A 23,945-nucleotide genomic window follows, 5' to 3' on the forward strand; every position below is an offset into this window, starting at 1 on the left:
TCACAAAACTACATCTGTACACGAAAATGTGTTTGAGATATAAAGCTCGAAGAGGAAATTAATATACTGACTTTCAAACAAAGGGCAGTGGAGAGCACACGTGCTCTTTATTTATAGAGGAAATATAGTAAAAAAGATGATTCCTGAACAATCTTAGACAATATCAAACATAGAAATCAAGGCTCACCTATACCTTTGCAATGAAGACAAGCTAAGAATGGGTAGCAGGCTCCTCCCGAAACAAAACGCCGCCTTTCTTCCCATAAAACCTGAAGTTCAACTAAATAAATAGTTTTACATCAGAATTGCTACGATTTATCAATGCTAATAGAGGTAAATATAGTCTTTAGGCTATCAGATTTAGGCCAAAAAAAGAGGGTGTCTCAGTGATGAAACATCCTCTTCTTCTTTTATATAAATTCCCAATAATTATCTCAGGCGGTCCAAAGAACGAACCAGCGCTTCATCCGCTCCGATGTTACGAATAGCCAGATAATCCAGAATCAGGCTAACCAGCGGGAAAGAAAGGGCGATCTTCAGGCTCAATGACAAAGGATCAATCCGGCTGTTCAGATTCCAGCAAAAGAAGGCAAACAGGCCATAGAAACCCAACATTAAAATCGCGTTAAATATACAAAGGCGTATTTGAAGGATTCTTTTCTTAAACAGGAAGATCGTCAGAAGAGCCAGCAAAGAGATCACGACTGCCAAAGCAAACAATCCCCATGTAGGATAAATAAGTTCCGGCTGGGCTGCCATCGTACTGACGCCGGTCGCATCAAAAGTAAACAACTGGTCACCCGACTGCAACACGGCAAGCGGCAAGAACAGCAAGGCGGTCGTCAATGCCACTATAACAAGCAAATAAACAGTTTGTATTCTCTGTAACATGATAATTGAAAAATTGAAAATTGAAAACTGAAAATTGAAAAATACAGAGCGCATGGGGCACCCGATAATTTTCAATTCTCAATTCTCAATTTTCAATTCATTATAGGTTATTCTTTTCTTTTGCAGGGTTCTTATGATACACCTTACCATCTTCATACTCCTTAGCTGCGATCAAAGTCGGTTTCGGGAGCTTTTCATAGTAACGTGAAATCTCGATCTGCTCTCTGTTTTCAAAAACTTCTTCCAGATTATCATTATAGGAAGCAAATTCCTGGAGTTTCTTTTCCAGATCCTGTTTCATCTCAACAGAAATCTGATTAGCACGTTTACCAATGATTGCAACAGTTTCATACACATTGCCCGTATCTGCCGACAGCTTCATCATGTCGCGGGTAACTGTATTCGACGGAGCGTTTGTCTTTCTGTAATCCATACTTACTTTATTGATTAGTTGTTTCGTTAATACGTATCTGTTATTCGCTTGCTGGCATAGTCGTAGAACTTCTGAACCTGTTTTACATACTTGCCTTCGGGATACTCGTTCATGTAGTTGTAGTATTCATCCACAACTTCGCGGTAACGTCCCTGCAACTTTTCTTCCACACTCACTATCGCCAGTTCATATTTGGAACGGATGATATAGAACATGAACTCTTCCCTGTACTTTGAATACGGATAGTTCTTAAGTGCGTTTTGCGCGGTAATCACACATGAAAGATAGTTGTTACCCATATAGGTACCCAGGTTGAAATACAACCGGACTGCCAGCAACTCCTTATAGGCGAGCTTTTCCTGCAGTTCGAACATGATGTTCTGGGCTTCCTTGGCCCGTTCGCTTTGCGGGTAATACTCCAAATACAATTGCAACTGGTTAATGGCTTCGTAGGTTTGTGCCTGGTCCAAGCGGGGGTCCGGTGAATCCAGATACAATCCATACCCCGAATAATAACGGGCCAACTCGGTGTACTCGCCTTTCGGATAAGTCGTATAATAGGTATTGAAGTATTGCGAAGCTGTCTGATAGTCTTTTTGGCCGTAATAGCTTTGTGCCAGCAGATACAAAGATTCTTCAGCTTGAGCCCTACCTTTGAACACAGGCACCAATTCATCCAGTAAAGTGGCAGACTTCGAATATTGTTTTGCATTGAAATATTTCTTTGCATACGAATATTTCAACTCGTAGTCTGTACTTTTCAGTATCTTGTTATACTCCCCGCAGGAAGATAACAGAACCGTAATCATCATCAATAAAAATACAACCTTTTTCATTCACATACTTTTAGCGCGCAAAGTTAAAGTTTTCCGACAAATAAACGAAGCGCTTAACGTTAATATTTACAACTTATATAAGTCACTGGCCGCGATAAGCTCCAGTTTATTGGCCTTCAGGACCTCCGCACACTTCTCCACATTGTCGGGACGGATGATCACATTGGCCGCCTCGCCCTGGGAAAAAGCATACATATACTCAATAAATATTCCGGCTGAAGTAATAATATCCATTGCTTTGGCCAATGCTCCCGGCTGATTGGGACAATGCAGGCAAACCACATCGGCCACGCTCACGGCATACAAACGATCGCGCAAGACCTTGATGGCGGTATCCGTATCCGACACGATCAAACGCAAGATACCGAAATCCGAATTTTCAGCAACTGTGAAAGCGGACATGTTTACGCCGGCTTCACCTAATATTTTTGCAACTTCCGTAAAACGGCCTTTCTTATTCTCCAGAAAGATAGATAACTGTTTAATTAACATGGGGGATAAAATTTGATTTATAACTAATTATTTGTGATTGATGATTCTCTCCTATTCCAGTTTACGATTATCGATCACATGCTTGGCCTTACCCATACTCCGCTCGATGCTGCGCGGCTCGACAATCTTTATATCGGGTTGCAAACCGATTACGCTTTGCATACGGTTTGCGATTTTCTTCTTCAAGGCGATCATCTTGTTCATTTCGTCCGAATAACATTCCTGACGCACTTCCACTTGAATCTGGAATGTGTCGGTATTGTTCACGCGATCGACCACAATCAGATAGTGCGGTTCGAATTCCGGCATTTCCAGAATGACCGATTCCACCTGTGACGGGAATACGTTGACACCCCGGATAATCAGCATGTCGTCACTACGTCCGAGAATACGTCCCATACGCACGGCCGTACGGCCGCATTCGCATTTGTCATAGATCAAATGCGTCAAGTCACGCGTACGATAACGGATCATCGGCATCCCTTCTTTTGTCAATGTCGTGAAAACCAACTCTCCGTGCTGTCCCGGTTCAACCGGCTGCAAAGTAACGGGGTCTACAATTTCAGGGAAGAAATGGTCTTCCCATAGATGCGTGCCGTTCTGGCATTCGCACTCGCCCCCGACTCCAGGACCGCAAATCTCCGTCAGCCCGTAAATATCATAAGCCTTGATATTCAACTTGCTTTCCAGTTCCTTACGCATGTTTTCCGTCCAGGGTTCAGCGCCGAAAGCACCGACGCGCAATTTGAATTCTTCCAACGGTATGCCGGATGAGTGAATCGTTTCTGCCAGATACAACGCATAGGAAGGCGTGCAAGCCAACCCCTTAGCCCCGAAATCGTGCATCAACTGAATCTGCTTCTGCGTATTACCGCTGCTCATCGGAATTACCGTCCCGCCGATATTCTCGACCCCGGCGTGTGCTCCCAAGCCTCCGGTAAACAGGCCGTAACCGTATGAAACCTGCACCGAATCATTCTTGGTCAGACCATAAGCGGTCAGACATCGTGCCACCACTTCAGCCCAGATAGACAGATCTTTCCGGGTATAACCGACAACAATAGGCTTTCCCGTCGTTCCGGAAGAAGCGTGCAACCGGACAATCTCGGACATCGGCACGGCCATCAGCCCGAAAGGATAATTGTCCCGCAAGTCCTGTTTAACGGTAAACGGGAGCTTCACTATATCGTCAATAGAATGAATGTCTTCCGGAGTAATCCCCATTTCCTGCATTTTCTTACGGTAGAAAGGAGAATTATGATAAGCGTGTTCAACAACCCGCCTTAAGCGGATACTCTGTAATTTCCGCATTTCCTCGCGGTTCATACATTCGATAGTCTCGTTCCAAATCATGGTATCAGTTCGTTATCTTTTAATGTTAATAGTCTAAATCAGTTGCAAAGTAATAACTTTTTTGCAAAGAAACCTTCTTTTTGGTTCTCCTTTTATACCTCCTCGCGTTTATCTTATCGTTTTCATCCGTCTCCGAACTTGTCAAACAGCGCATGAACCCTTTTTACAGAGACTATTTGTCGCAAAGGTATGACAAAATGAGACATGTTGCCTACGGAAACATTTGCACATCGCCGACAACTTCTTTTCCTTTGCATTTACGAAAATAAACGACTCAATATTTACAACATGAACAAGGCAGAATTAATTCAGGCTATAGCCGATAAGACATCTTTGGAAACGAATATTATAAGGACGGTAATAGATGCATGCGAAGTTGTTTTGATGGAAAACGTCCCGCAGCCATACCTGCAATCACCGGATTTCAAAAAAGCGGATTCATTCGACAATGACAAGGATGTAAAAATAGTCCAGTTTCCTCATCCGGTTACAACAGGACAGCAAACAAACTAATAAACAAAAGCAAAAGTGTTTGCATGCATCCACATCTTGCGGCCTTCTACATCCGGGTGTAGCCACTCCATAGACCCGGATGTTCAGGTCCCATACATCCGGGTGTTCAGCCGGAGATCCTACTACTTCACTACTAATAAGGTACTTATCTGTCACAAATAGCTTATTCGGTTTTGTGATAGATAGTGATAGATGTGTGATAGATGAAAACGCCATCTATCACACATCTCACGCCTTAATTAACAAGGCACACACGTAAAAGTGTGATAGAGTGACAGAGATTTATGAATATCATGGATTCTTCGTCATGGCAATTACCTATTATTATACCATACCGGCCCCGGCCGGTTGCCCATTTCAAACTCCAATGTCTCACCATTCATAATCTGCTCATGGGTAATATAGCTCTTGTCATACGGTTGGCCGTTCAACTTCACAGACTGGATATAGATATTTTCACGGCTTACCGCCGGAGCCAGGACCGTGAAAGTCTTGCCGTTTGCCAGATGCATCTTCACTTCCGGGAATATCGGAGTTCCGATCTCATACTTGCCACTGATCGGATCGACCGGATAGAAGCCCATCGAACTGAATACGAACCAGGCCGACATCTGTCCGCAGTCTTCATTTCCACAAATACCGTCCGGAGCATTCTGATACAGGTCATGCAGGACCTCAGCCACATACTTCTGCGTCTTCCAGGGCTGCCCTACTTTATTATACAAATAAATCACATGATGGCTCGGTTCGTTGCCATGCGCGTATTGCCCGATCATACCGGTACTGAAGATCGGCAGGTCTTCATTCGATTTCGGAACATAGGTGAACATACTGTCCAGTTTCTCAGCGAAACGTTCCTTGCTTCCGACCAGGCCGATCAAGCCGTCCAGATCCTGGGGGACAGACCAGAAATATTGCCAGCCATTGCTTTCACAGATATCTTCGGTATAATCGTCGGGACTGAAGTTTGCGGCGAAGTTCCCTTTCTCGTCACGCGGCTGCATGAAAGAAGTAGCCGGATTGTAAACATTCCGGTAGTTCTGAGCACGCTTGTAGAACTCATCGGCAATCTCTTTCTTGCCCATCTTCTCCGCCATCGTGGCAATGCAATAATCATCGTAGGCATACTCCAATGTCTTGGACAGCGACCAGTTCTCCCATTTCTTCGGGTCACTGTCGGCCGGAACGTATCCTAACTTCTTGTAATCGCCGATTCCCCGGTAATCGTCACGGTTGGCCGTCGCGATGCAGGCCTCAAGCGCTTTTTCCGGATCGAAATTACCGATGCCTTTCAGATAAGCATCCACAATTACGGGAACGGCATGATAGCCGATCATCATATCGGTTTCCCAACCATACAAATTCCATAATGGCAAAGCCCCCTTCTGTTCATAGAATTTCAGGAAGCCTTTGATCATATCGTTTGCGCGTTCCGGTTCGGTATAGGTAAACAGCGGATGGGAAGCGCGATAGGTGTCCCACAGCGAGAAAGTGGAATAGTTCGTCCATCCGTCCGCCTTATGGATCTGCTGATCCGGACCGTAATAGGAACCGTCCACATCACTGTAGATAGTCGGGGCGATCATGGAATGGTACAAAGCAGTGTAGAACTTCACCAGGTCATCGGTATCCGAACTCTTCACCTCTATCTTGGAAAGCTGCTTGTTCCATGACTTGGCAGCCTGCGCCTGATAATAATCGAAATCGTCTTTCGGAACCTCCGCACGCAGGTTCTTGCCTGCTCCTTCCATACTGACGCCGGATATGCCGGTCGTCACCAGGATCTCCTCATCTTTCTCCGTATTGAAATCGAAACGGGCGATATAGGCCGTACCGATCCAGCCGCGATCTTTCGTCGAAATGGAAGTCGTGTCCAGATGATAAGCCGCGAAAGGTTTCGAGAAACGAGTCTCAAAATAAACATGCTGCAAAGGAGACCAGCCCTGCGAGAAGCGATATCCCCGGATCGTCATCGAATCGACCACCTCTATACGCGAATCCAACGTGAAATCCCAGTTCATCGCCTTTTTGAGGTTCAAAAATACGGATGCCTCCGCTTTGGGGAACGTATAACGCTGAATGCCGCAACGTTCGGTCGCGGTCAACTCGACATTAATATTGTAGTCCTGCAACAATACACGGTAATAGCCAGCCGAAGCCGCCTCGTCGTTATGCGAGAAAGTCGAATATATGCCCAAGGGAGCAGGCGCTTCCTTATACGGGCGTGTCACCGGCATGAAAGAGATATCGTACAAATCGCCCGCACCTGTCCCAGACAAATGGGTATGGCTGAAGCCGGCGATAGTCGTGTCGGGATAGAAATAACCGGAAATACGGTCCCACCCGGGAAGCCCGTTGTCCGGGCTCAACTGAACCATTCCGAAAGGGACTTGCGCCCCCGGATAGGTATTACCGGTAAAGTCTGTCCCGATAAAAGGATTTACATATTGTGTATAATCATCCGCCTCCTGTTGTTTTTCGGGCGTGCAGGCTGCTAAAGCCAGCAAGGAGACCGCCAATAAGGATATGTGCCTCATGTTTACATAATGTTTTAGTCTTGCCAAAGATACAAAAAAAGAGACGCACAATAAAAACTGTACGTCTCTTCTATAACTATTTTACGATGCCCGTAGTTTTAGGCCGGTGCGATTTCCGTACTATCTTCATCCTCATCGTCAAGATCATCTTCGGGCGGAGCCTTCTTCACAAAGAGGGCGCTCAGTTCGAACAGCCCGTACAACGGGAAGAACACGATACTTAATGTGAACGGATCGCTGCTCGGAGTAATGAATGCAGCCGCAACAAGCAGTCCGACAATTGCATGCCGTCTATACTTATGGAAGAACGATCGCTTCAGCAAACCGATCTGCGACAGCAGCCACGAAACCAACGGCATTTCAAAGACAATTCCCATCACAAAGATCAGCATCAGGAAATTATCCATATACGAATCCAGAGATACCTGTTCTATGATATTAGAGCTCAATTCATACGTTGCTAAAAAACGCAGTGTCATTGGAAATACCATAAAATATCCGACAGCACATCCGATAAAGAACATGATCGTTCCTAAGAGAAATACCCATCTGACATTTTTCTTCTCATTCTCATACAAAGCCGGACTGATAAATTTCCAGATTTCCCACATCAGATAAGGGAATGTAAGCACAAGAGCCAGCCAGAACGAGGTGGTCATGTGAGTAAAGAACTGAGAAGCCAGTTTGATATTAAAAATCTGCACATGAAAATTATCATTACAGAAGTCCGGCAATACATCAAACCACGGACTGATATTCATCAACCACTGGTTCAACCCGCAAAGCCATCTGTAAAAGATAAAATCAGATGAACAAGGAGCCTCTATCACACGGTGGAATATACCATTTTCCCCCCGCATAAAGGCGAAACTGACTATAGCAAAAACAAAGAGCGCTAAAAAAGAACGGAATAGAGTCCAACGAAGTGCTTCCAGGTGATCCCAGAACGACATTTCTTCTTGTTCTAATTCTGCCATCTTTTACTTCTTATCCGTATCGTCCAGCTTAATGTCGTCTTCTAATCCTTTTACACCGTCTTTGAAGTTCTTCACACCTTTACCGATACCTTTCATCAGTTCAGGTATTTTTTTACCGCCGAAAAGCAACAACACAACAATGGCGATAATGACAATTTCGCCTGTACCTAAGTTTCCAAGAAATAATAATTGATCCATGATATTGTATAAATTAGTCGTTAATATTCCTGTTATCGATGGGGCAAAGATACAATTTGTAATGAATAGTACCCCAATTATTCTAAATTTATTACCTTTGCGCCATCTTAAAAAACTGAAATTAGAAAAAGATTAGAAAAAATGAAAGCGTATGTATTTCCCGGTCAGGGTGCACAGTTTGTCGGAATGGGAAAAGACCTTTATGAAAACAATCCTCTTGCAAAAGAGATGTTCGAGAAGGCCAACGAAATCCTCGGTTTCCGCATCACGGATCTGATGTTCGCCGGAACAGACGAAGATCTGCGTCAGACAAAAGTAACACAGCCTGCCATTTTCTTACACTCAGTCATTCTTGCAAAAACATTAGGTGACCAGTTCAAACCGGATATGACGGCCGGACACTCTTTGGGAGAATTCTCCGCGCTTGTTGCAGCCGGAGCATTGTCTTTCGAAGACGGACTTGTCCTGGTATCCAAACGTGCTATGGCGATGCAGAAAGCCTGCGAAGCCACTCCCTCGACAATGGCTGCCGTTCTGGCATTGCCGGACGAAAAAGTAGAAGAGATCTGCCGGAGCATCGAAGGCGAAGTAGTCGTATGTGCAAACTACAACTGTCCGGGACAGCTTGTCATCTCCGGTTCGGTACCGGGTATCGACGCTGCTTGCGAAAAGATGCTGGCTGCCGGAGCAAAGCGTGCACTGAAACTGAAAGTGGGCGGTGCCTTCCACTCCCCCCTGATGGAACCGGCCCGTGCCGAACTGGCTGCCGCTATCGAAGCGACTCCGATCCACAAACCGGTTTGCCCGGTTTACCAGAATGTAAGTACAAAAGGTGAAACTTGTCCTGAAACAATCAAGGCTAACCTGATCGCCCAGTTGACGGCGCCGGTTCGTTGGACACAGAGCGTTCAGAACATGATCGCCGACGGCGCCGATCATTTCATCGAACTCGGTCCGGGTGCCGTACTTCAGGGATTGGTGAAGAAGATCAACAAGGAGGTGACTACCGAAGGCATGCAATAAGCAGTCAGTATCCTATTCATAATAAAAAGGTTGGCAGATGTTCGATCCGGAACTATCCTGCCAACCTTTTTGATTTATCCGATATGGGATGTATATGCCGTTTTACTTCAGATTCCACCACAAGGCAGTACCGACCACATCCGGTCCGCCGAGCAGTTCGAGGGCTTTGTTATAACCATCAAGGTTGTTCGTCTGGATATTGGCCGGGTAGCGGTAACGCTTCGGATAAAATTCCAGACGGCATTCCTTCGAAGTGGCAACCGTCATCGGAACCTGGTTCAGCGGGTTGTAGTCTTTTTCGACAGCCTGGTTCTCGAAGAAAGGCAAGCCGATACGGCGATGATCGCTCCAAACTTCTTCGGGCAACCAGGGAACCTGGGCAATATATTTCTGCGTGAAGATCTTCGTCATCGCGTCGTTGTTATAGGCGCCGCCCCGGTAGATGGAGTTTTTGGGATAGGTGTACGTCATCGTCTTGTTCTCTTTCGTATAAGGATCGACATAATTTACGGCATAAGGCTTTGCCTCCGTCGTATGGTCGAAATTGACGGATGTCCCGATCCGGTTATACTCGGTGGAAGACAGATACGCCCCTACTTCACTCAACAAGCCGTGATATTCGAAACTGGCAGTCACTCCGTCCTCATAGTTCGATTTGGGAGAACCCGGAACATTCCAACCGCGCACGCCGGCTTCGGCAAGCAGAAAATAGCTTTCCCACGGCCCGAAATAGACACGTTTCTGAGTGCTCATACGGTATTGCTTGGATATGGACGGATAGTTGTAGTTCTTTCCGGTCAGTTCGGTAGCCAAACCGCCTTTCACATCCCATTCGCCGGCCACCCATGTGCCCCAGGTGTATTTAGGGTCGATGGTCAGCATCGGCTTCGTGTTATCGTTCGGATCGAAGAGGGAGACCGGCTTCACTTCGCTGGCCGCCCCGATATAGTCGGAATAGACCACGCCGTCATTCCATCCGACCACGCTGAACAGCTTCGGTGCCCGCGGATCGACATATTGCGGAACACCGTCGAAATAGAATCCGGCGCACGGATCGTTCGTCGTCAATGGGAAATGCTTATAGAGATACAAGCCCATATATGTATGCGGATCCTTCAGATGCGTCTTCAACGAATCAGGCAGCGGGAATTCGTTGTTTCCCAAGCCGACCACGAGATTCTTGAATGTAACGGACATCGCCTGTGCATTCCAGGTACGGGACATGACGCTGGTCAGGTCGCTCCATCCGTCCTTTTCCTGTACACCGGCAAGTTCGGAGAGTGAAGAAATATACCCTTTCGAAGCAGCATCTTCAAACTCACTCTCGGCCAGTTGCGGATTGGCATTCACGATACGCATAGCCAGACGCATACGCAGGGAATTGGCATATTTCTTCCACATATTCACATTTCCGGCATAGAAAGCGTCTTCAGCCGACATCGGCGACATGTCGATCGACGGGTCGAGCGCCGCCTCCGCTTCCTTCAGTTCTTTGAGAATAAAGGTATAGATCGCTTCTACACTGTCGTACTCGCCCGGAACGCCCGAAAAAGCATCCAACGCCGGAATCGGCCCGAACCCGTCAGAGACCTCCGAGTTCAGGTAAGCCCGCCAGATACGCGCCATCTGGATCACATTCTTATAATACGGATAGAGATCGGCTTCGCCATCGGCCACTTTCTTTTCGCCCAGCTGAACGGCTTTAGTCGCCTGGTTCAACCATTTCACGGCGTAGTCGTTGCTCAGGTAGCGCGTGATATAATCATTATTATCCGTACCGATCGTGAAACCGCTTCCCCGGTTGAAACGGGACGCCCGGTTCCAGGTCAGGATAAACATACGTTCGGCGATCTCCGGATTCATCTGGTCGCCGATGATCGAGGCGTTCAGGAACCATTCAGGCTTCACCTTGCTTTCGTCCACCTGGTTAGGATCTTCATTTATCTCCTGAAAATCGTTACAGGAAGAAAACAATGCCGCCATAGAGAATAGGCCTGCTAATATTTTATTTTTTGTATTCATATTATGTTGTTTCTCTTTATATCGTTTACAAAATGATTGCAAATTATCAAAAGCCGGATACGTTCTGTAAGCTTTTTAGAAGCCGACCGTCACATTGAACGTGAACGAACGGCTTGTCGGAGCGGCTCCGTTTTCGAAACCGGTCGCATTCGTGTTGGTTGCCGAAACAGATTCGGGGTCGATGCCCGGCAGGTTGTAATGGATCATCCATACATTGTTGCAGGTAGCAGACAGATTCAGACGCTGGAACGGCGTCTTTTTCAGCATAGCTTTGTTGAACGTATATCCTAAGGTGATGTTACGCAGACGTATATTAGTCGCGTCATACGTGAAGACTTCCGGCAAACCGTAATTGCCGGTCGACCCGATCCGTTCCCAATAGTTCTGGTGGGTGACCGGGACATTGTTTTCCACATATCCCCCGTCTTTCCGGACCACCGTGTTAGGCACGACAAAATCCTGACGTTCGCCGTTCACAACCGTTCCGGCTGCATTCCCCCGGACAAACAAGCTGGAAGCTGTTGCCGAATAGATGTCGCCGCCGATACGGAAGTCGACCAGGAAACTCAGGTTAAACCCTTTATATGAAAAACTGTTCGTCAAACCCAGCATCCAGTCCGGACTTTGGTTCCCCACCTTGCTCTTTTCGGTCGAGATCAGCGGCAGACCGTCGTCTCCCACAATCACCTTGCCATAATGCGGACTGTCCTTGTCCGTCACACGCAGGAAGGTCTGTCCGTATATATCACCGTAATAACTGCCCTGCGCCGCCACGATCTGGATCGCATCCAATGTCTTGATGTCATAAAGCGTCACGCCCGGATACAGGTCGATGATCTTATTGCGGTTCAAGGAGAACTGGGCTGTCGCATTCCAGTTGAATCCCTGCGGGTCGTGGCTCTGGAAGATGGCGCCGTTCAGCGATATTTCCAGACCTTCGTTCTGGATATTACCGGCGTTCACCTTGCGGGAACTATACCCGGCAAACGGGTCGAGCGGCAGGTTCAGCAACTGGCGGGTCGCATTCGTCTTATACCAGGCGAAATCCAGCCCCAAGCGGTTCTGCAGGAAGCGCACGTCGAAACCGGCTTCCCAGGATTTGATCAACTCGCTTCGTACACTCGAGTCAAACAGGATCTGTCCGGGAGCAGCCGTCGTGTTGCCGTTTTCGTCCTTTCCCACCGTGTAATTGTTGTACAGCTGATACGGATCGAGATCATTACCGACTTCCGCATAAGAAGCTCTCACCTTCGCAAAGGTGAACCATTCCGGCATGCTTCCGCCGATCTTGGGCAGCATGTCCGAGATCACGCCGGAGAGGCTGACCGAAGGATAGAAATAAGAGCGGTTGGCTTTAGACATCGTGGACGACCAGTCGTTACGGGCTGTCACATCCAGGAACAGGTAGCCGTCCCAGTTCAGCTGCAACGATCCGTAAAGGGAGTTCATCTTCCGCCGGATCAGCTCGGAGGTTACGGTCGGTTTATTAATACCGTTGTTCAGGGAGAAAAGGTTCGGGACCAGCAATTCGCCGGCCGAAGCGTTCATCTTGTTTCTTTGCTGCATCATCAGGTTACCACCGAATGTCACGAAACCACCCAGGCGGTCCAGCAGGTTGTCTTTGCGTGCGGTGGCCAGGAAACTGTAGTTGTTTTCGTAGAAAGTTTCGGAACCTTCGTTATACAGGCCGCGTGGCGAGGTGTTACCACCGGCATAGACCTTCTCGTTCTTGGTTGTCGTATAATAGTCGGTGCCGCCCCGCAGTTCGATATCGAACCAATCGGTCGGCGCATACTTCAACGATACATTTCCCAAAAGACGGTTACGGGTATCGTTATTCTGGCGGTATTTGGTCACCCAGTACGGGTTTTCCTGCGGGTTCTTGGATGCGTCCCACCAGATCATATTGCCTTCTTCGTCCACGCTGTTCTTAAATTCCTTGACATTCAGGGAGCGAGGCAGGCCGTAGATCGTACTGAACGCATTCGACGGGTTCACACCCTGGATCGGGCGATTGTGGGCATTCATATTGATATAGTTCACCTTGGCATCCACCTTCCATTTCTCCTCCTTATCGAGGAACGTGGTGGCACGCAACGTGATGTTCGTCTTATTCAGCTTCGACTCCGGTGTGATGCCGGCATCATCCGAACGATTGATAGAAGCAAAGACGGAAGTCCCGTTGATATTCTGCTGGAAACTGACGCCTTCGTTAAAAGAGGTCCCGGTATGGAAGAAGGCATCGATATTGTCATATGTCCGAAGAGGCACCTGGCGTCCGAGCCAGTCCGTCACCGTCTGTCCTTCCGCTTTCGGCCCCCAGCTCAAGCGGGACTGGTTGTCGTAAACGCCGACCGAACCTTGTCCGAAGCTGTTTTGCATATCCGGTTTCAGGAAAATAGATTCGGCCGTGATACCGGCATTCACCGTAATCCCCAGACCTTCGTTTTTCCGTCCAGATTTGGTCGTGATCAGAATCACGCCGTTACCGGCACGAGAACCGTAAAGAGCGGCAGCCGAGGCGCCTTTCAGGACCGTCATCGATTCGATGTCTTCGGGGTTGATATCGGAAAGCCCGTTCCCCATATCGGCTCCGGAATTCCCCCAGACATCGTCCACACCGCCTGTGAAGTTATCCATCGGCGTACCGTCCACCACGATCAGCGGCTGATTGCTGCCGGTCAACGAACTGTTACCACGGAGCACGATCTTCGAAGAACCTCCCACCCCGTTGCTGGAGCGGACGATCTGCAAACCGGAAACTTTGCCGGACAGCGAATTGGCCAGATTCGGTTCGCGGGAAGACAACAACTCGTCTCCCTTCAATTCCTGCATGGCATAGCCCAACGCTTTCTTGTCACGCTTCATGCCCAAAGCAGTCACGACTACTTCATCCAGTTTCTGCGTGTCTTCTTCAAGATGTACGGACAATGAGGCTTGTCCTGTATAAGGGATTTCCTGTGTGGCGTAACCGATAAAGGATATTTGGATAATGTCTCCTTTTTTTACCCCATCAAGCGTGAAGTTACCATCCATATCGGTCATTGTCCCGTTGGTGGTTCCTTTTATGACAACAGACGCGCCGGCAACCGGTCCTAAAGCATCTTCGACGACTCCCGTTACTTTTGCATTTTGCTGGGAAATGTCAGTGTTCGGATTACCTGCACTTGAAGCTGCGTATATATTCCCGGAGAAACATAACGAGCTCGCAAGCAAAACCATGCTGACAGGCTTAATTCTTTTCAACATAACTGATGTTTTTTGTTTAATTTATGATACATGTCTTGGCTGAAACCAACGTCTTTTTTGATATATGTAACACAAAAAAAGAGAAGTTGTTTTGTATTTAACTTTTCAAAAAAGAGACTTCTTTTCTATCTTTAAAACTATTTCTCGCATAGGGCGTATTAAAAACAATACCGGATAAGTGGATGGATAAAAAAAACAGCTGTTTTAGATATAACAGTATTTAAGCGTTAAAAACAAAAAATAAAAAAGCAGCCTCTCATTCCCTTCGGCAGGAACAAGAGGCTGCAAAAATACTCTATGTTAACTTAATTGCTACTTTTCAGCAGGCATATTGGGGACTGTCGGCCAATACGGATTTTGATACAACGGAGATTCCGTGCCGCCGCCCGTTATATCGAAATGCTGAATGTTGATCGGAGTCAGATAATGTGCCATCGCCCATTTATATCCATCCTTCGCCAGCGAATTAGCCAATTTTTCATATGGACGAATATATTTGCTGACATCCGGAGAAGACATATTTGATTTTGGATTATCAAGACCGTACACGATCAAAGACTGATTTGTCGTCGGGTCGATATACCAATTCTGCATACTTCCCCAGATCTTCATTCCTTCGATATGATAAGGCGTACTGATCATCTGATCCATGGATCTCCAACGACGCAGATCCATATAGCGTAGTCCTTCGGCCATCAATTCACACCGACGTTCACGACGGATATTATATAATGTCGGATTAACCAATTGTCCGGCAGAATATGCACCCCAGTCGTTTAATGCTTCCTTCGAAACATCTGTTGCGGCAATAGTTTTATTGAAATCCGGATCGACTAATGCACGTTCACGGATAACTCTCCAATACCCTTGTGCGACAGCATCCAATGTTCCATGCAATTCATAATAAGCTTCCATATAATTCAACATGGCTTCCACTCCACGGAAAGTGATGGATCCGGTATAATTAGTACCATTGCCACATTGCTTCTGATCGAAGCTACCCCCCTTACGCAACGCATAACCGGTAGAATAGGCCTTCGCTGCGTCACCAGCCAAAACATTCGGAACAGTCTCGATAGGCTCGGCATGAGTACCCTCTACAGCTTCATACAAGATATTTTTCTGTCCCGGTTCTTTCAGGAAGATTGTCAAACGGGAATCACGGTCTTTACGGACATCGGCAATTGTTTCATCGCCATGATAGCCGCTGCCGGGTGCATAAATAGGCAGACCATTAGCCATCAGGAACCCTTCGACCATGCCTCGAGTCACACCAACCCCATAATCACCACGCTGGGCACCTACGACCACGCAATGGACAATCCCCAGTCCTTGGTTATATTGACGCCATAACATGACTTCCGGATAAGTAGACATATCCTCTGCCGAAAACATATCCATATAAGGATTGGCAGGTTCCGAAGCATCCTGCTGTACCTTGCCCGTATTTTCAACCAACGTAATTCCGTCGGCAACCTGTTTGGCTGCATCGACTGCTAAATTCAGAAAATACTCGATCTCTTTGTCGATATCGCCCGAAGGATACTGATAATTTGCATTATAGGATTTTGCTTTTCCAGGCCATTCGGGTCCGTTCGGGACAAAAGCCGTATTTTTAAAGTATTTCAACCAAGTACCTTCGAACAAAGCGACGCGAGACTTGACCAGCAAAGCAACTTCTTTAGATATACGAGTTCTCTTTCCTGAACTGTTGCCCATCAGCATAATAGCGGAATCCAAATCGGATATTATAAACCGAGCCACCTCATTGCGCGGAGCACGCTGGCTTGCGGCTATCAGGGGTTCCATCTGGTCCGGCAATGTATTACGCACAATCGGGAAATCGCCATAAGTCTGATAACGCTTGAAGTACTCATAAGCACGCAAGAAATAAATTTCCCCGATATACTGGTTTATATTTGCAGCATTACCGACAATAGTCTTTCCCAAAACATTTTCAAGGAAATAATTGCAACTATAGATGAACTTGAATTTGTAGGGATCATCATCAGTCTTCTGGCTCTGCAAAGTCTTCCATTGTCCCGGCAAAAAGCGGTTGTTATAATTCACATAAGCCTGATTATCCGTATGCTGGTCGTCTCCGAACGTACCGTAACTCCAGTTCCCATGTGAAGGCAAAACATCTTTATACAAACCATTTGCATAAGCCTCCAGCTGTGACTCTTCGTTCAGATAGTTCTCCGGTGAAATAGTGGACATCGGAGTCTGGTCCAAATAGTCGTTGCAGGAGCAAAACAAGCCCAATATAGCGACACCTGCAATCTGTTTTAATATATTTATCTGTTTCATCATTATTCCTAATTTATAAAGTTACACTCAAACCAAAAGAAACTGTTTTAGACAAAGGATAAGCATTACCATTATTATCCTTTCCACCACTAACCGTTTCAGGATCAAACATATTAGCCAAAGAAGTACCCGTCCACAGGTTTTCACCAGAGATGAAGAAACGGACCTTATTCAGATAAATTTTATTTGTCAATGTTGAAGGCAATGTATATCCCAGTTGAACGTTTTTCAGACGGATATAAGCCGCATTTTGCAAATAACGAGTCTGTTTTTGCGTGTTTTTAGAATCGTCAAAAACAGGACGCGGATAATAAGAATCCGTATTTACCGCCAAATCATTGGAAGCTTCGGCCCTGAAATAGTCCGCATGTTCTACGAATCCGGTTGAGTGCCAGATGCCCGTACCGCCGACTCCCCAGAAGTAAGCGCTACCTTGCCAGTAATCACGCTTCATCACACCCTGAAAGAAAGCACGAATGTCGAAACCTTTCCAATCGGCATTCAAATCCAAACCGAACTGAAAACGAGGCATGTCGTTACCGATCACCTTCATATCACCATGATCATCCAGTTTATTGCCACCGTTATCAATCTTGCCATCTCCATTCAGATCCTTGTACATGATGTCACCGGCTCCCCAGTTCGAACCCGAACCGATCGCATTCTGTCCGCCGTTAGGCAATGTCGCGAGATGTTGGTTCATTTCATCCTGAGTTTTTGCAATACCGATCGTTTCATATCCCCAAATTTCACCCATTTTACGCCCGGCATTATATTTGTCCAGTGTACCTGTCGGGTTCGGATAACGTGTAATTTCCGTCTGTGCATCGGATAAAATAAACTTCACACCATACCCTAAACCATTTTTCAACCGGTCCTGCCAAGAAATATTCAAGTCGAAACCATAAGTCTTCAAGTCGGTATTATTCGTTTTCGGGACATCCAATCCTAAAATAGCAGGAAGTTCGGGAGCCGGTCCAACCATATTCAATGTTTTACGGGAATAATAATCGAAAGAACCGGTCAAACGATTGTTCAAAGCTCCAAAATCAAAACCGATATTCCAGTTACGGACACGCTCCCATCCCAGTGTGGAACTGATCAAGGCCGGTACAGTCGCAATATTCGGCTTCGCATTATTCTGCAACCAATCGCCACCACTTGCCGTTACTTTCAAGACGCGGTAAGTAGGATACCATTCTGTTGTATTCTGGTTACCCAGTTCACCGTATGATCCACGTAGTTTCAGTGTTCCGACATATTCAGCCCAATCATTCCAGAAGCTTTCGCGTGCAATATTCCAACCCACGGAAAAAGAGGGGAACCAATTCCACCGCTGATCTTCACGGAAACGGGAAGTTCCGTCATAACGCAGGTTTACTTCAGCCAGATAGCGTCCCTGATAGTCATAGTTGATACGTCCGAAGAAACCGGCCGTTGTCCAACGGTAACGAGAACCGTTGACAGAAGGTGTCACCAACCCGCCGTTATAATTTAAACCGCTTGTAATATCTACTTCCGGCAGGGAAGGGACAATGATACCATCACGTTGCAGACCGAACTTTGTCTGTGACATACGTTCACTCTGGAAACCGACCATTCCTTTAAAATTATGACCGGAATCCATGTTATAGGTATATTCGGTATAAGCATTGATATTCATATAATTCTCCTTCAAATAATCCTCATGGACATTCGATCCGGTATCATAAATCACAGGATTTCCATCCACATCGTGATTATATGTATATTGCGCATCCCAATGACGGTTTTCAGATCTGATACGATAATTAAAATCTACATGCGTAATCCAGTTTTTGATCGGTTCCAAAATCAAAGTCGCCTGCTGATATAAGTTATCTGCTTGCGTTTTGTCACGTCCACCATCCCGTAACCCCAATGCCGGAGAAGGAGAAGAATACAAATATCCGTTCTCATCATACAATGGCAGCGTAGGCCATCCTTGACGAGCCAGATTATAATACAAATCGTCTGTCAAATCTGCCGGACGGGCAAAATCAGTGCGTGTAAAACGAGTACTGTAGCTCAACTTAGCCCAATCGGTCATCGTCATATTAATCTTACCTGTCGCGGTATAACGGTCATACGTATCCTCGTTAAATTTCATCAAACCATTTTGATCCAAATAGTTTAAAGACGCGTAATAACTGATCTTTTCGGCACCGCCGCTTATACTGAAATTATGCTCCTGTGAAAAAGCCCAACTACGATATAAGGCGTCATACCAGTCTGTGTTGGCATTACCTTCGTTATACCCGTCCGCCCAATATTTTCCATTCGCAGGAATAGGACTTGTTATCTTTCCTGTCTGATAGTCTTTAATACGCTGCAAATGCTCAGCATCGAAATGCGGGTTCTGCCCTGCATTGATAGCCGCATCATTATAATAAGTGGCAAACGTATAAGAATCCATCTGGTTAGGAGTTTTCACCGGATCATTCCAACGGAAACTATTATTATAGTTAATCACCGGTTTACCAGACTTACCGCTCTTGGTTGTAACCAAAATCACACCGAACGGAGCTCGAGAACCATAAATGGAAGAGGCTGCCGCATCCTTCAGTACTGAAATATTCTCAATGTCCTGAGGATTGATCGTATTGATATCTCCTTCCATTCCATCGATCAATATTAACGGTCCACCGGAAGAGCCTTCGCCAATAGTTGCCGTACCACGAATATTGATATCCGCAGTCTTATCAAGAGCACCACCGGAAGATGAAATTTGCAAGCCCGGTACCAATCCTTGCAAGGCTTGTGTTGCGTTCTGTACAGGACGGGATTCCAACGCTTCCGAATTGACTGTTCCGACAGCACCTGTCAAATTAACTTTTTTCTGAGTACCGAAACCGACGACAACAACTTCATCCAATTTTTGAGTATCTTCTGCTAATTTAACACGAAGAGAAGATTGTCCGGTAAAGGGGATTTCCTGAGTCGTGTAACCGATGAAAGAAATCACGATGATATCCCCTTTTTTTACACCTTCCAATGTAAAATTACCATCCATGTCGGTCATAATACCATTGGTGGTTCCTTTTACAATCACAGACGCTCCGGCAACAGGTCCGAAATCATCTTCTACAATACCTGAACATTTTCCACTCTGTTGGGAAATGTTCGTGCTTTCTCCGACTATAGTCGGTTCGGCCCAAGCGCTTTTAGGGAAAGAAAACGCTCCAGCCAACAAGATTAAGCTGATAGGTCTGATTCTTTTAAACATAATTTGTGTTTTATTAAATTGAAAGTATTACTATGATCTTCATAATAACTTCTTTAATGAAATAAGCAGGTTCATCACGTCTTTGCGTTTTGTGTTCAAAATGATATTAGTTCTAAAAGAACTCTGGTATTTTTTGCCTTGATACGCTTCAATCTTATATTAGTAAGATTTTGAATATTAGCATATTGCGATGATTGCAGATATATTATGTGATAATTACTTAAAATGCATACGTCTTTTTAATTTACTTTTGTTGACAAATTAACTGCAGTTCGACCCTGTTTTTTTATTTATCTATTTTTATGAAGCCACGTATTTTCGATATATATATCATATTGATAAACAGGGAAATATCCGCATAAGCTCAAAAGGACAGAATGTTAAAAAAGAGACTTCTACGTATTATTTTAAGAAAAATAACAGTGTAACTGAAAAATTTTATATCTTTGACACCGATATGAAATGAGCGGAGTTCTTTTAGAACTAAATACAAACACAGATAAACACTATACGCAAAAGCTAAAAAACTCTAACGTTTTGTATACATGATGTAGAAAAGCGATAACAAGCGCCATTTTTTTAATTAAAAGAGCATTCTTTCAATTAAATATAAGACACAAATTATGTTGAAAAATTTTAAACCTATCAGCTTAATCTTGCTGGCAGGTGCCACTTGTTTCCCTGCAAGTATATTTGCAGAAACAATGCCAGCCAAGCAAAGCATGAACATTTCCCAGCAAAGCGGGAAAGTTACGGGCACTGTGGAAGATGATCTGGGCCCCGTTGCCGGAGCGTCAGTCGTAGTGAAAGGAACAACCAATGGAAACATCACCGACATGGATGGTAATTTCACATTGGAAGGTGTAAAAAATGGAGATATTATTCAGATCTCTTTCATTGGTTACACTACTCAGGAGATCAAATATACCGGACAATCCACTCTTCAAATCAAATTAGCGGAAGACACCCAGAAATTGGAAGAAGTCGTAGTCGTTGGTTATGGTGTACAAAAGAAGGTAAACCTGACCGGTGCCGTAGGGATCGCAGACGGCGATGTTTTGGAAGACCGCCCGATCGGTAACATCGCACAAGGTTTACAAGGTGTTGTACCCAACTTGAACATCGACTTTGCCAGCGGTGATCCGACAGCAAGCACCACATTTAATATTCGTGGTACGACGTCCTTGAACGGTGGTTCAGCCTTATTGCTGGTTGACGGTGTGGAAACAGAAGATCTCTCCCTCTTGAACCCACAGGATATCGAAAGCGTATCCGTATTGAAAGATGCCGCTTCGGCTTCCATTTACGGTGCACGTGCAGCATTCGGTGTAGTTTTGATCACAACCAAAAAAGGAAAGAAAGAACAGAAAGTTCAGGTAAACTACAACAACAACCTCTCCTGGTCAAAAGCCTCCCGCCTGCCGGACGGCATTTCTTCCGACAAATGGATTAAAGCCATGAACATAGCAGGAGCCAATTCAGACAGTAAACTATGGTCTCAAGAATTAATCGATGCTGTAGACGCTTACATTGCCGGCACTGGTCCTTCTTCTTTCCCTGCAACAGACGGACAGATCACAGCAGTCGGCGAATGGGCTTATGCAGGTAATACTGACTGGTTTGAAGAAATGTACCAACCTTCATTCATGCAACAGCATAATGCCAGCATTAGCGGAGGTTCGGACAAAAGTACTTATTACGGTTCTATCGGTTATAAAGGACAAGACGGTCTATTACGCCATGGGACAGACGAATACAAACGCATCAACATGACGTTCAACTATTCAACCCAAGTAACCAAATGGTTGGAACTGACTTTCCGTACAAAATACAACCGGAATACATCCAATACACCGGACGTCAAAGACTATATGGGTGAATCGGCCCACTATGAAGTCTATCGTTCATTCCCATGGGTCCCGATGTACACGGCCAATGGCGACTGGGCCGGTATCGGAGGTAGCGGATTCAACTTCAACTATGTCGGCCGTATGGCTCTTGCCGGTCGAGACAAAATGAACTCGGATGATATATGGTACACAGCAGCGTTCAATCTGACTCCGATCGCCGGTTTATCCATAAAAGGAGATTACACCGGTAATAAATACTATGAAAATCAGACAAACAACGTCAAGACACTTTACCAAACCAATCCGGACGGTAGTCAGAGTTCAGTTGCCGGAAGTCCGAACAAATTAACGGAAGCAAGATACAACACGACTTATCAGGCACTCAACATATATGCCGATTATAAAAAATCGTTCAACGATGTACATAATTTCGGTATAATGGTCGGTTACAACCAGGAGAGCAAAAAAACAAATAACTTGTCCGTAACCACCCAGAGTTTGTTCAACAACGACAAACCGATTATCGACCTTGCCAATACGCATAACCTGCCGAATTTCACCGGAACGATCTGGGCTGTACAAGGCGCGTTCTTCCGTTTGAATTACGACTATAAGCAACGTTACCTACTCGAAGTGAACGGCCGTTATGACGGTTCGTCCAAATATGCAAGCGGAGACCGCTGGGGATTCTTCCCTTCCGTATCGGCCGGTTGGCGTATCTCCGAAGAACCGTTCTTCGAACCGGCGCGTAACCTCTTTGACAATTTGAAGTTGAGAGCTTCTTATGGCGGCTTGGGCAACCAGGTGACGGACGGGAACTTCCAATACCTGAGTTATCTGAACAGTAAAACATTAAGTTACCTGATTAACGGACAAATGGCCGGTGCTCTGACAGCTCCGACATTGGCAAGTTCGAACATCACATGGGAAAAAGTTTACACGACCAATGTCGGTTTAGACTGGACCATGCTGAACGGACGCTTGACAGGGTCATTCGACTATTACATCCGCGACACGAAAGACATGGTAGTACGCCGTACATATCCGGCCGTATTAGGGACAACCGGAGGTAAGGAAAATCTTGCCGACATGCGTACGAAAGGTATGGAATTGTCCATCACCTGGAATGACAATATCGAGAATGTAGCCGGCAGCCCATTGAACTATTCCATTGGTGTCGGTATCTCCGATAACACATCCGAGATCACCCGCTATGACAACCCGACAATGAGTTTGAACGAAACTTACTACAAAGGCATGAAGATAGGTGAAATCTGGGGATATGAGACAGAAGGCTTCATCCAAAATGCTGCCGAAGCCGCAGAAATGGCAGATCGCCAGTCATTCATTTCTACGACTTGGATTCCGGGTGACATCAAATATGCCGACCTGAATGGTGACGGTAAGATCAATCAGGGTAATAATCGCGTCGGCGATTCCGGTGACCGCAAAATCATCGGTAACAACACTCCGCGTTACAACTTCAACCTCAATTTAGGCGGCTCATGGAAAGGATTCGATCTTCGCTTGTTCTTCCAGGGAACCATGAAACGTGACATCTGGTTGGACAGCCCGATTTTCTGGGGATACGACGGTATGTGGTCATCCTGCCTGAATGACTACCATGTCGACAATTCCTGGTCGGAAACCAATACGGACGCTTATTATCCCGTTCCTTTATTCGACAGCCAAAAGAGAAGCAAAAAAGTGCAAACCAAATATCTCCAGAACGGCGCTTACATCCGTCTGAAAGATGTGACGTTAAGTTATACAATCCCGAAAACATTGACCAGCCGAATCGGTATCCAGCAACTGAAAGTATATGTCAGCGGCCAAAATCTTTGGGAAGCAACCGGATTGTATAAATATCTGGATCCGGACGTTGTCGGAAGCCGTAACACTTCAACGACAAAGAACGGCACCACCACAACAGTCGGAAGTTTGGCAACAGAAGCCGGCGGACGTGTTTATCCGTTTACCCGCTCCTATTCATTCGGTATTAATGTAACATTTTAAA

The 23,945-nt window shown here is 45.8% G+C and carries 15 protein-coding genes; 3 read left to right on the top strand and 12 right to left on the bottom strand.

The window, feature by feature from the left end; all coding sequences use genetic code 11:
- Positions 1-429: 429 nt before the first annotated feature.
- The 5 genes from ACW6QF_RS14000 to ACW6QF_RS14020 all read right to left on the bottom strand — a co-directional run bounded on the left by ACW6QF_RS14000 (position 430) and on the right by ACW6QF_RS14020 (position 4,005).
- Positions 430-891 (bottom strand): DUF4293 domain-containing protein, encoded by a 462-nt coding sequence (locus ACW6QF_RS14000; RefSeq protein WP_298551776.1) that lies wholly within the window; start codon positions 889-891, stop codon positions 430-432.
- 100 nt (positions 892-991) lie between these two features.
- The gene (locus tag ACW6QF_RS14005; RefSeq protein ID WP_298551774.1) at positions 992-1,324 is read right to left on the bottom strand and encodes a DNA-directed RNA polymerase subunit omega; all 333 of its coding nucleotides are present in this window, start codon (positions 1,322-1,324) and stop codon (positions 992-994) included.
- A 26-nt stretch (positions 1,325-1,350) separates the two neighbouring features.
- On the bottom strand, positions 1,351-2,160 hold the full coding sequence (locus tag ACW6QF_RS14010; RefSeq protein ID WP_298551772.1) for an outer membrane protein assembly factor BamD: 810 nt from the start codon (positions 2,158-2,160) through the stop codon (positions 1,351-1,353).
- A gap of 66 nt (positions 2,161-2,226) precedes the next feature.
- Positions 2,227-2,652 (bottom strand): hypothetical protein, encoded by a 426-nt coding sequence (locus ACW6QF_RS14015; RefSeq protein ID WP_005639303.1) that lies wholly within the window; start codon positions 2,650-2,652, stop codon positions 2,227-2,229.
- A 51-nt stretch (positions 2,653-2,703) separates the two neighbouring features.
- On the bottom strand, positions 2,704-4,005 hold the full coding sequence (locus ACW6QF_RS14020; RefSeq protein ID WP_298551768.1) for a phenylacetate--CoA ligase family protein: 1,302 nt from the start codon (positions 4,003-4,005) through the stop codon (positions 2,704-2,706).
- Between the two features lie 288 nt (positions 4,006-4,293).
- On the opposite strand from ACW6QF_RS14020, the gene ACW6QF_RS14025 reads away from it, so the two are divergent.
- Positions 4,294-4,518, top strand: a complete 225-nt coding sequence (locus tag ACW6QF_RS14025; RefSeq protein WP_298552933.1) for an HU family DNA-binding protein — start codon at positions 4,294-4,296, stop codon at positions 4,516-4,518.
- A gap of 314 nt (positions 4,519-4,832) precedes the next feature.
- Here the strand turns inward: ACW6QF_RS14025 and ACW6QF_RS14030 are convergent, their stop codons facing one another.
- The 3 genes from ACW6QF_RS14030 to ACW6QF_RS14040 form a co-directional block, all read right to left on the bottom strand.
- Positions 4,833-7,055 (bottom strand): GH92 family glycosyl hydrolase, encoded by a 2,223-nt coding sequence (locus tag ACW6QF_RS14030; protein WP_456088277.1) that lies wholly within the window; start codon positions 7,053-7,055, stop codon positions 4,833-4,835.
- Between the two features lie 98 nt (positions 7,056-7,153).
- Positions 7,154-8,032: a twin-arginine translocase subunit TatC gene (gene tatC / locus ACW6QF_RS14035; protein WP_298552931.1), complete on the bottom strand. Its 879-nt coding sequence runs from the start codon at positions 8,030-8,032 to the stop codon at positions 7,154-7,156.
- Positions 8,033-8,035: 3 nt separating this feature from the next.
- Positions 8,036-8,230, bottom strand: a complete 195-nt coding sequence (locus ACW6QF_RS14040; protein WP_075964325.1) for a Sec-independent protein translocase subunit TatA/TatB — start codon at positions 8,228-8,230, stop codon at positions 8,036-8,038.
- Between the two features lie 141 nt (positions 8,231-8,371).
- Between ACW6QF_RS14040 and fabD the strand changes: the two genes are divergently transcribed.
- On the top strand, positions 8,372-9,253 hold the full coding sequence (gene fabD, locus ACW6QF_RS14045; protein ID WP_298552930.1) for an ACP S-malonyltransferase: 882 nt from the start codon (positions 8,372-8,374) through the stop codon (positions 9,251-9,253).
- Between the two features lie 102 nt (positions 9,254-9,355).
- Here the strand turns inward: fabD and ACW6QF_RS14050 are convergent, their stop codons facing one another.
- The 4 genes from ACW6QF_RS14050 to ACW6QF_RS14065 all read right to left on the bottom strand — a co-directional run bounded on the left by ACW6QF_RS14050 (position 9,356) and on the right by ACW6QF_RS14065 (position 20,078).
- Positions 9,356-11,275: a SusD/RagB family nutrient-binding outer membrane lipoprotein gene (locus ACW6QF_RS14050; RefSeq protein WP_456088278.1), complete on the bottom strand. Its 1,920-nt coding sequence runs from the start codon at positions 11,273-11,275 to the stop codon at positions 9,356-9,358.
- 75 nt (positions 11,276-11,350) lie between these two features.
- Complete coding sequence (locus tag ACW6QF_RS14055) at positions 11,351-14,524, bottom strand: SusC/RagA family TonB-linked outer membrane protein (protein ID WP_298552928.1); 3,174 nt, start codon at positions 14,522-14,524, stop codon at positions 11,351-11,353.
- A 312-nt stretch (positions 14,525-14,836) separates the two neighbouring features.
- Positions 14,837-16,834: a RagB/SusD family nutrient uptake outer membrane protein gene (locus ACW6QF_RS14060; protein WP_298552935.1), complete on the bottom strand. Its 1,998-nt coding sequence runs from the start codon at positions 16,832-16,834 to the stop codon at positions 14,837-14,839.
- 13 nt (positions 16,835-16,847) lie between these two features.
- Positions 16,848-20,078, bottom strand: a complete 3,231-nt coding sequence (locus ACW6QF_RS14065) for a SusC/RagA family TonB-linked outer membrane protein (RefSeq protein ID WP_456088279.1) — start codon at positions 20,076-20,078, stop codon at positions 16,848-16,850.
- A gap of 623 nt (positions 20,079-20,701) precedes the next feature.
- Here ACW6QF_RS14065 and ACW6QF_RS14070 point away from each other — a divergent pair.
- Positions 20,702-23,944 carry a SusC/RagA family TonB-linked outer membrane protein gene (locus ACW6QF_RS14070; protein ID WP_456088280.1) on the top strand — a complete coding sequence of 1,081 codons (3,243 nt, stop codon included), beginning with the start codon at positions 20,702-20,704 and terminating at the stop codon, positions 23,942-23,944.
- Position 23,945: the final 1 nt, after the last annotated feature.

This window comes from Parabacteroides sp., from assembly GCF_977054455.1.

Bases quoted from the DNA above. Each gene is read 5' to 3' on its own strand.
- ACW6QF_RS14000 (WP_298551776.1), bottom strand. From the start codon at position 891: ATGTTACAGAGAATACAAACTGTTTATTTGCTTGTTATAGTGGCATTG.
- ACW6QF_RS14005 (WP_298551774.1), bottom strand. From the start codon at position 1,324: ATGGATTACAGAAAGACAAACGCTCCGTCGAATACAGTTACCCGCGAC.
- ACW6QF_RS14010 (WP_298551772.1), bottom strand. From the start codon at position 2,160: ATGAAAAAGGTTGTATTTTTATTGATGATGATTACGGTTCTGTTATCT.
- ACW6QF_RS14015 (WP_005639303.1), bottom strand. From the start codon at position 2,652: ATGTTAATTAAACAGTTATCTATCTTTCTGGAGAATAAGAAAGGCCGT.
- ACW6QF_RS14020 (WP_298551768.1), bottom strand. From the start codon at position 4,005: ATGATTTGGAACGAGACTATCGAATGTATGAACCGCGAGGAAATGCGG.
- ACW6QF_RS14025 (WP_298552933.1), top strand. From the start codon at position 4,294: ATGAACAAGGCAGAATTAATTCAGGCTATAGCCGATAAGACATCTTTG.
- ACW6QF_RS14030 (WP_456088277.1), bottom strand. From the start codon at position 7,055: ATGAGGCACATATCCTTATTGGCGGTCTCCTTGCTGGCTTTAGCAGCC.
- tatC (WP_298552931.1), bottom strand. From the start codon at position 8,032: ATGGCAGAATTAGAACAAGAAGAAATGTCGTTCTGGGATCACCTGGAA.
- ACW6QF_RS14040 (WP_075964325.1), bottom strand. From the start codon at position 8,230: ATGGATCAATTATTATTTCTTGGAAACTTAGGTACAGGCGAAATTGTC.
- fabD (WP_298552930.1), top strand. From the start codon at position 8,372: ATGAAAGCGTATGTATTTCCCGGTCAGGGTGCACAGTTTGTCGGAATG.
- ACW6QF_RS14050 (WP_456088278.1), bottom strand. From the start codon at position 11,275: ATGAATACAAAAAATAAAATATTAGCAGGCCTATTCTCTATGGCGGCA.
- ACW6QF_RS14055 (WP_298552928.1), bottom strand. From the start codon at position 14,524: ATGTTGAAAAGAATTAAGCCTGTCAGCATGGTTTTGCTTGCGAGCTCG.
- ACW6QF_RS14060 (WP_298552935.1), bottom strand. From the start codon at position 16,834: ATGAAACAGATAAATATATTAAAACAGATTGCAGGTGTCGCTATATTG.
- ACW6QF_RS14065 (WP_456088279.1), bottom strand. From the start codon at position 20,078: ATGTTTAAAAGAATCAGACCTATCAGCTTAATCTTGTTGGCTGGAGCG.
- ACW6QF_RS14070 (WP_456088280.1), top strand. From the start codon at position 20,702: ATGTTGAAAAATTTTAAACCTATCAGCTTAATCTTGCTGGCAGGTGCC.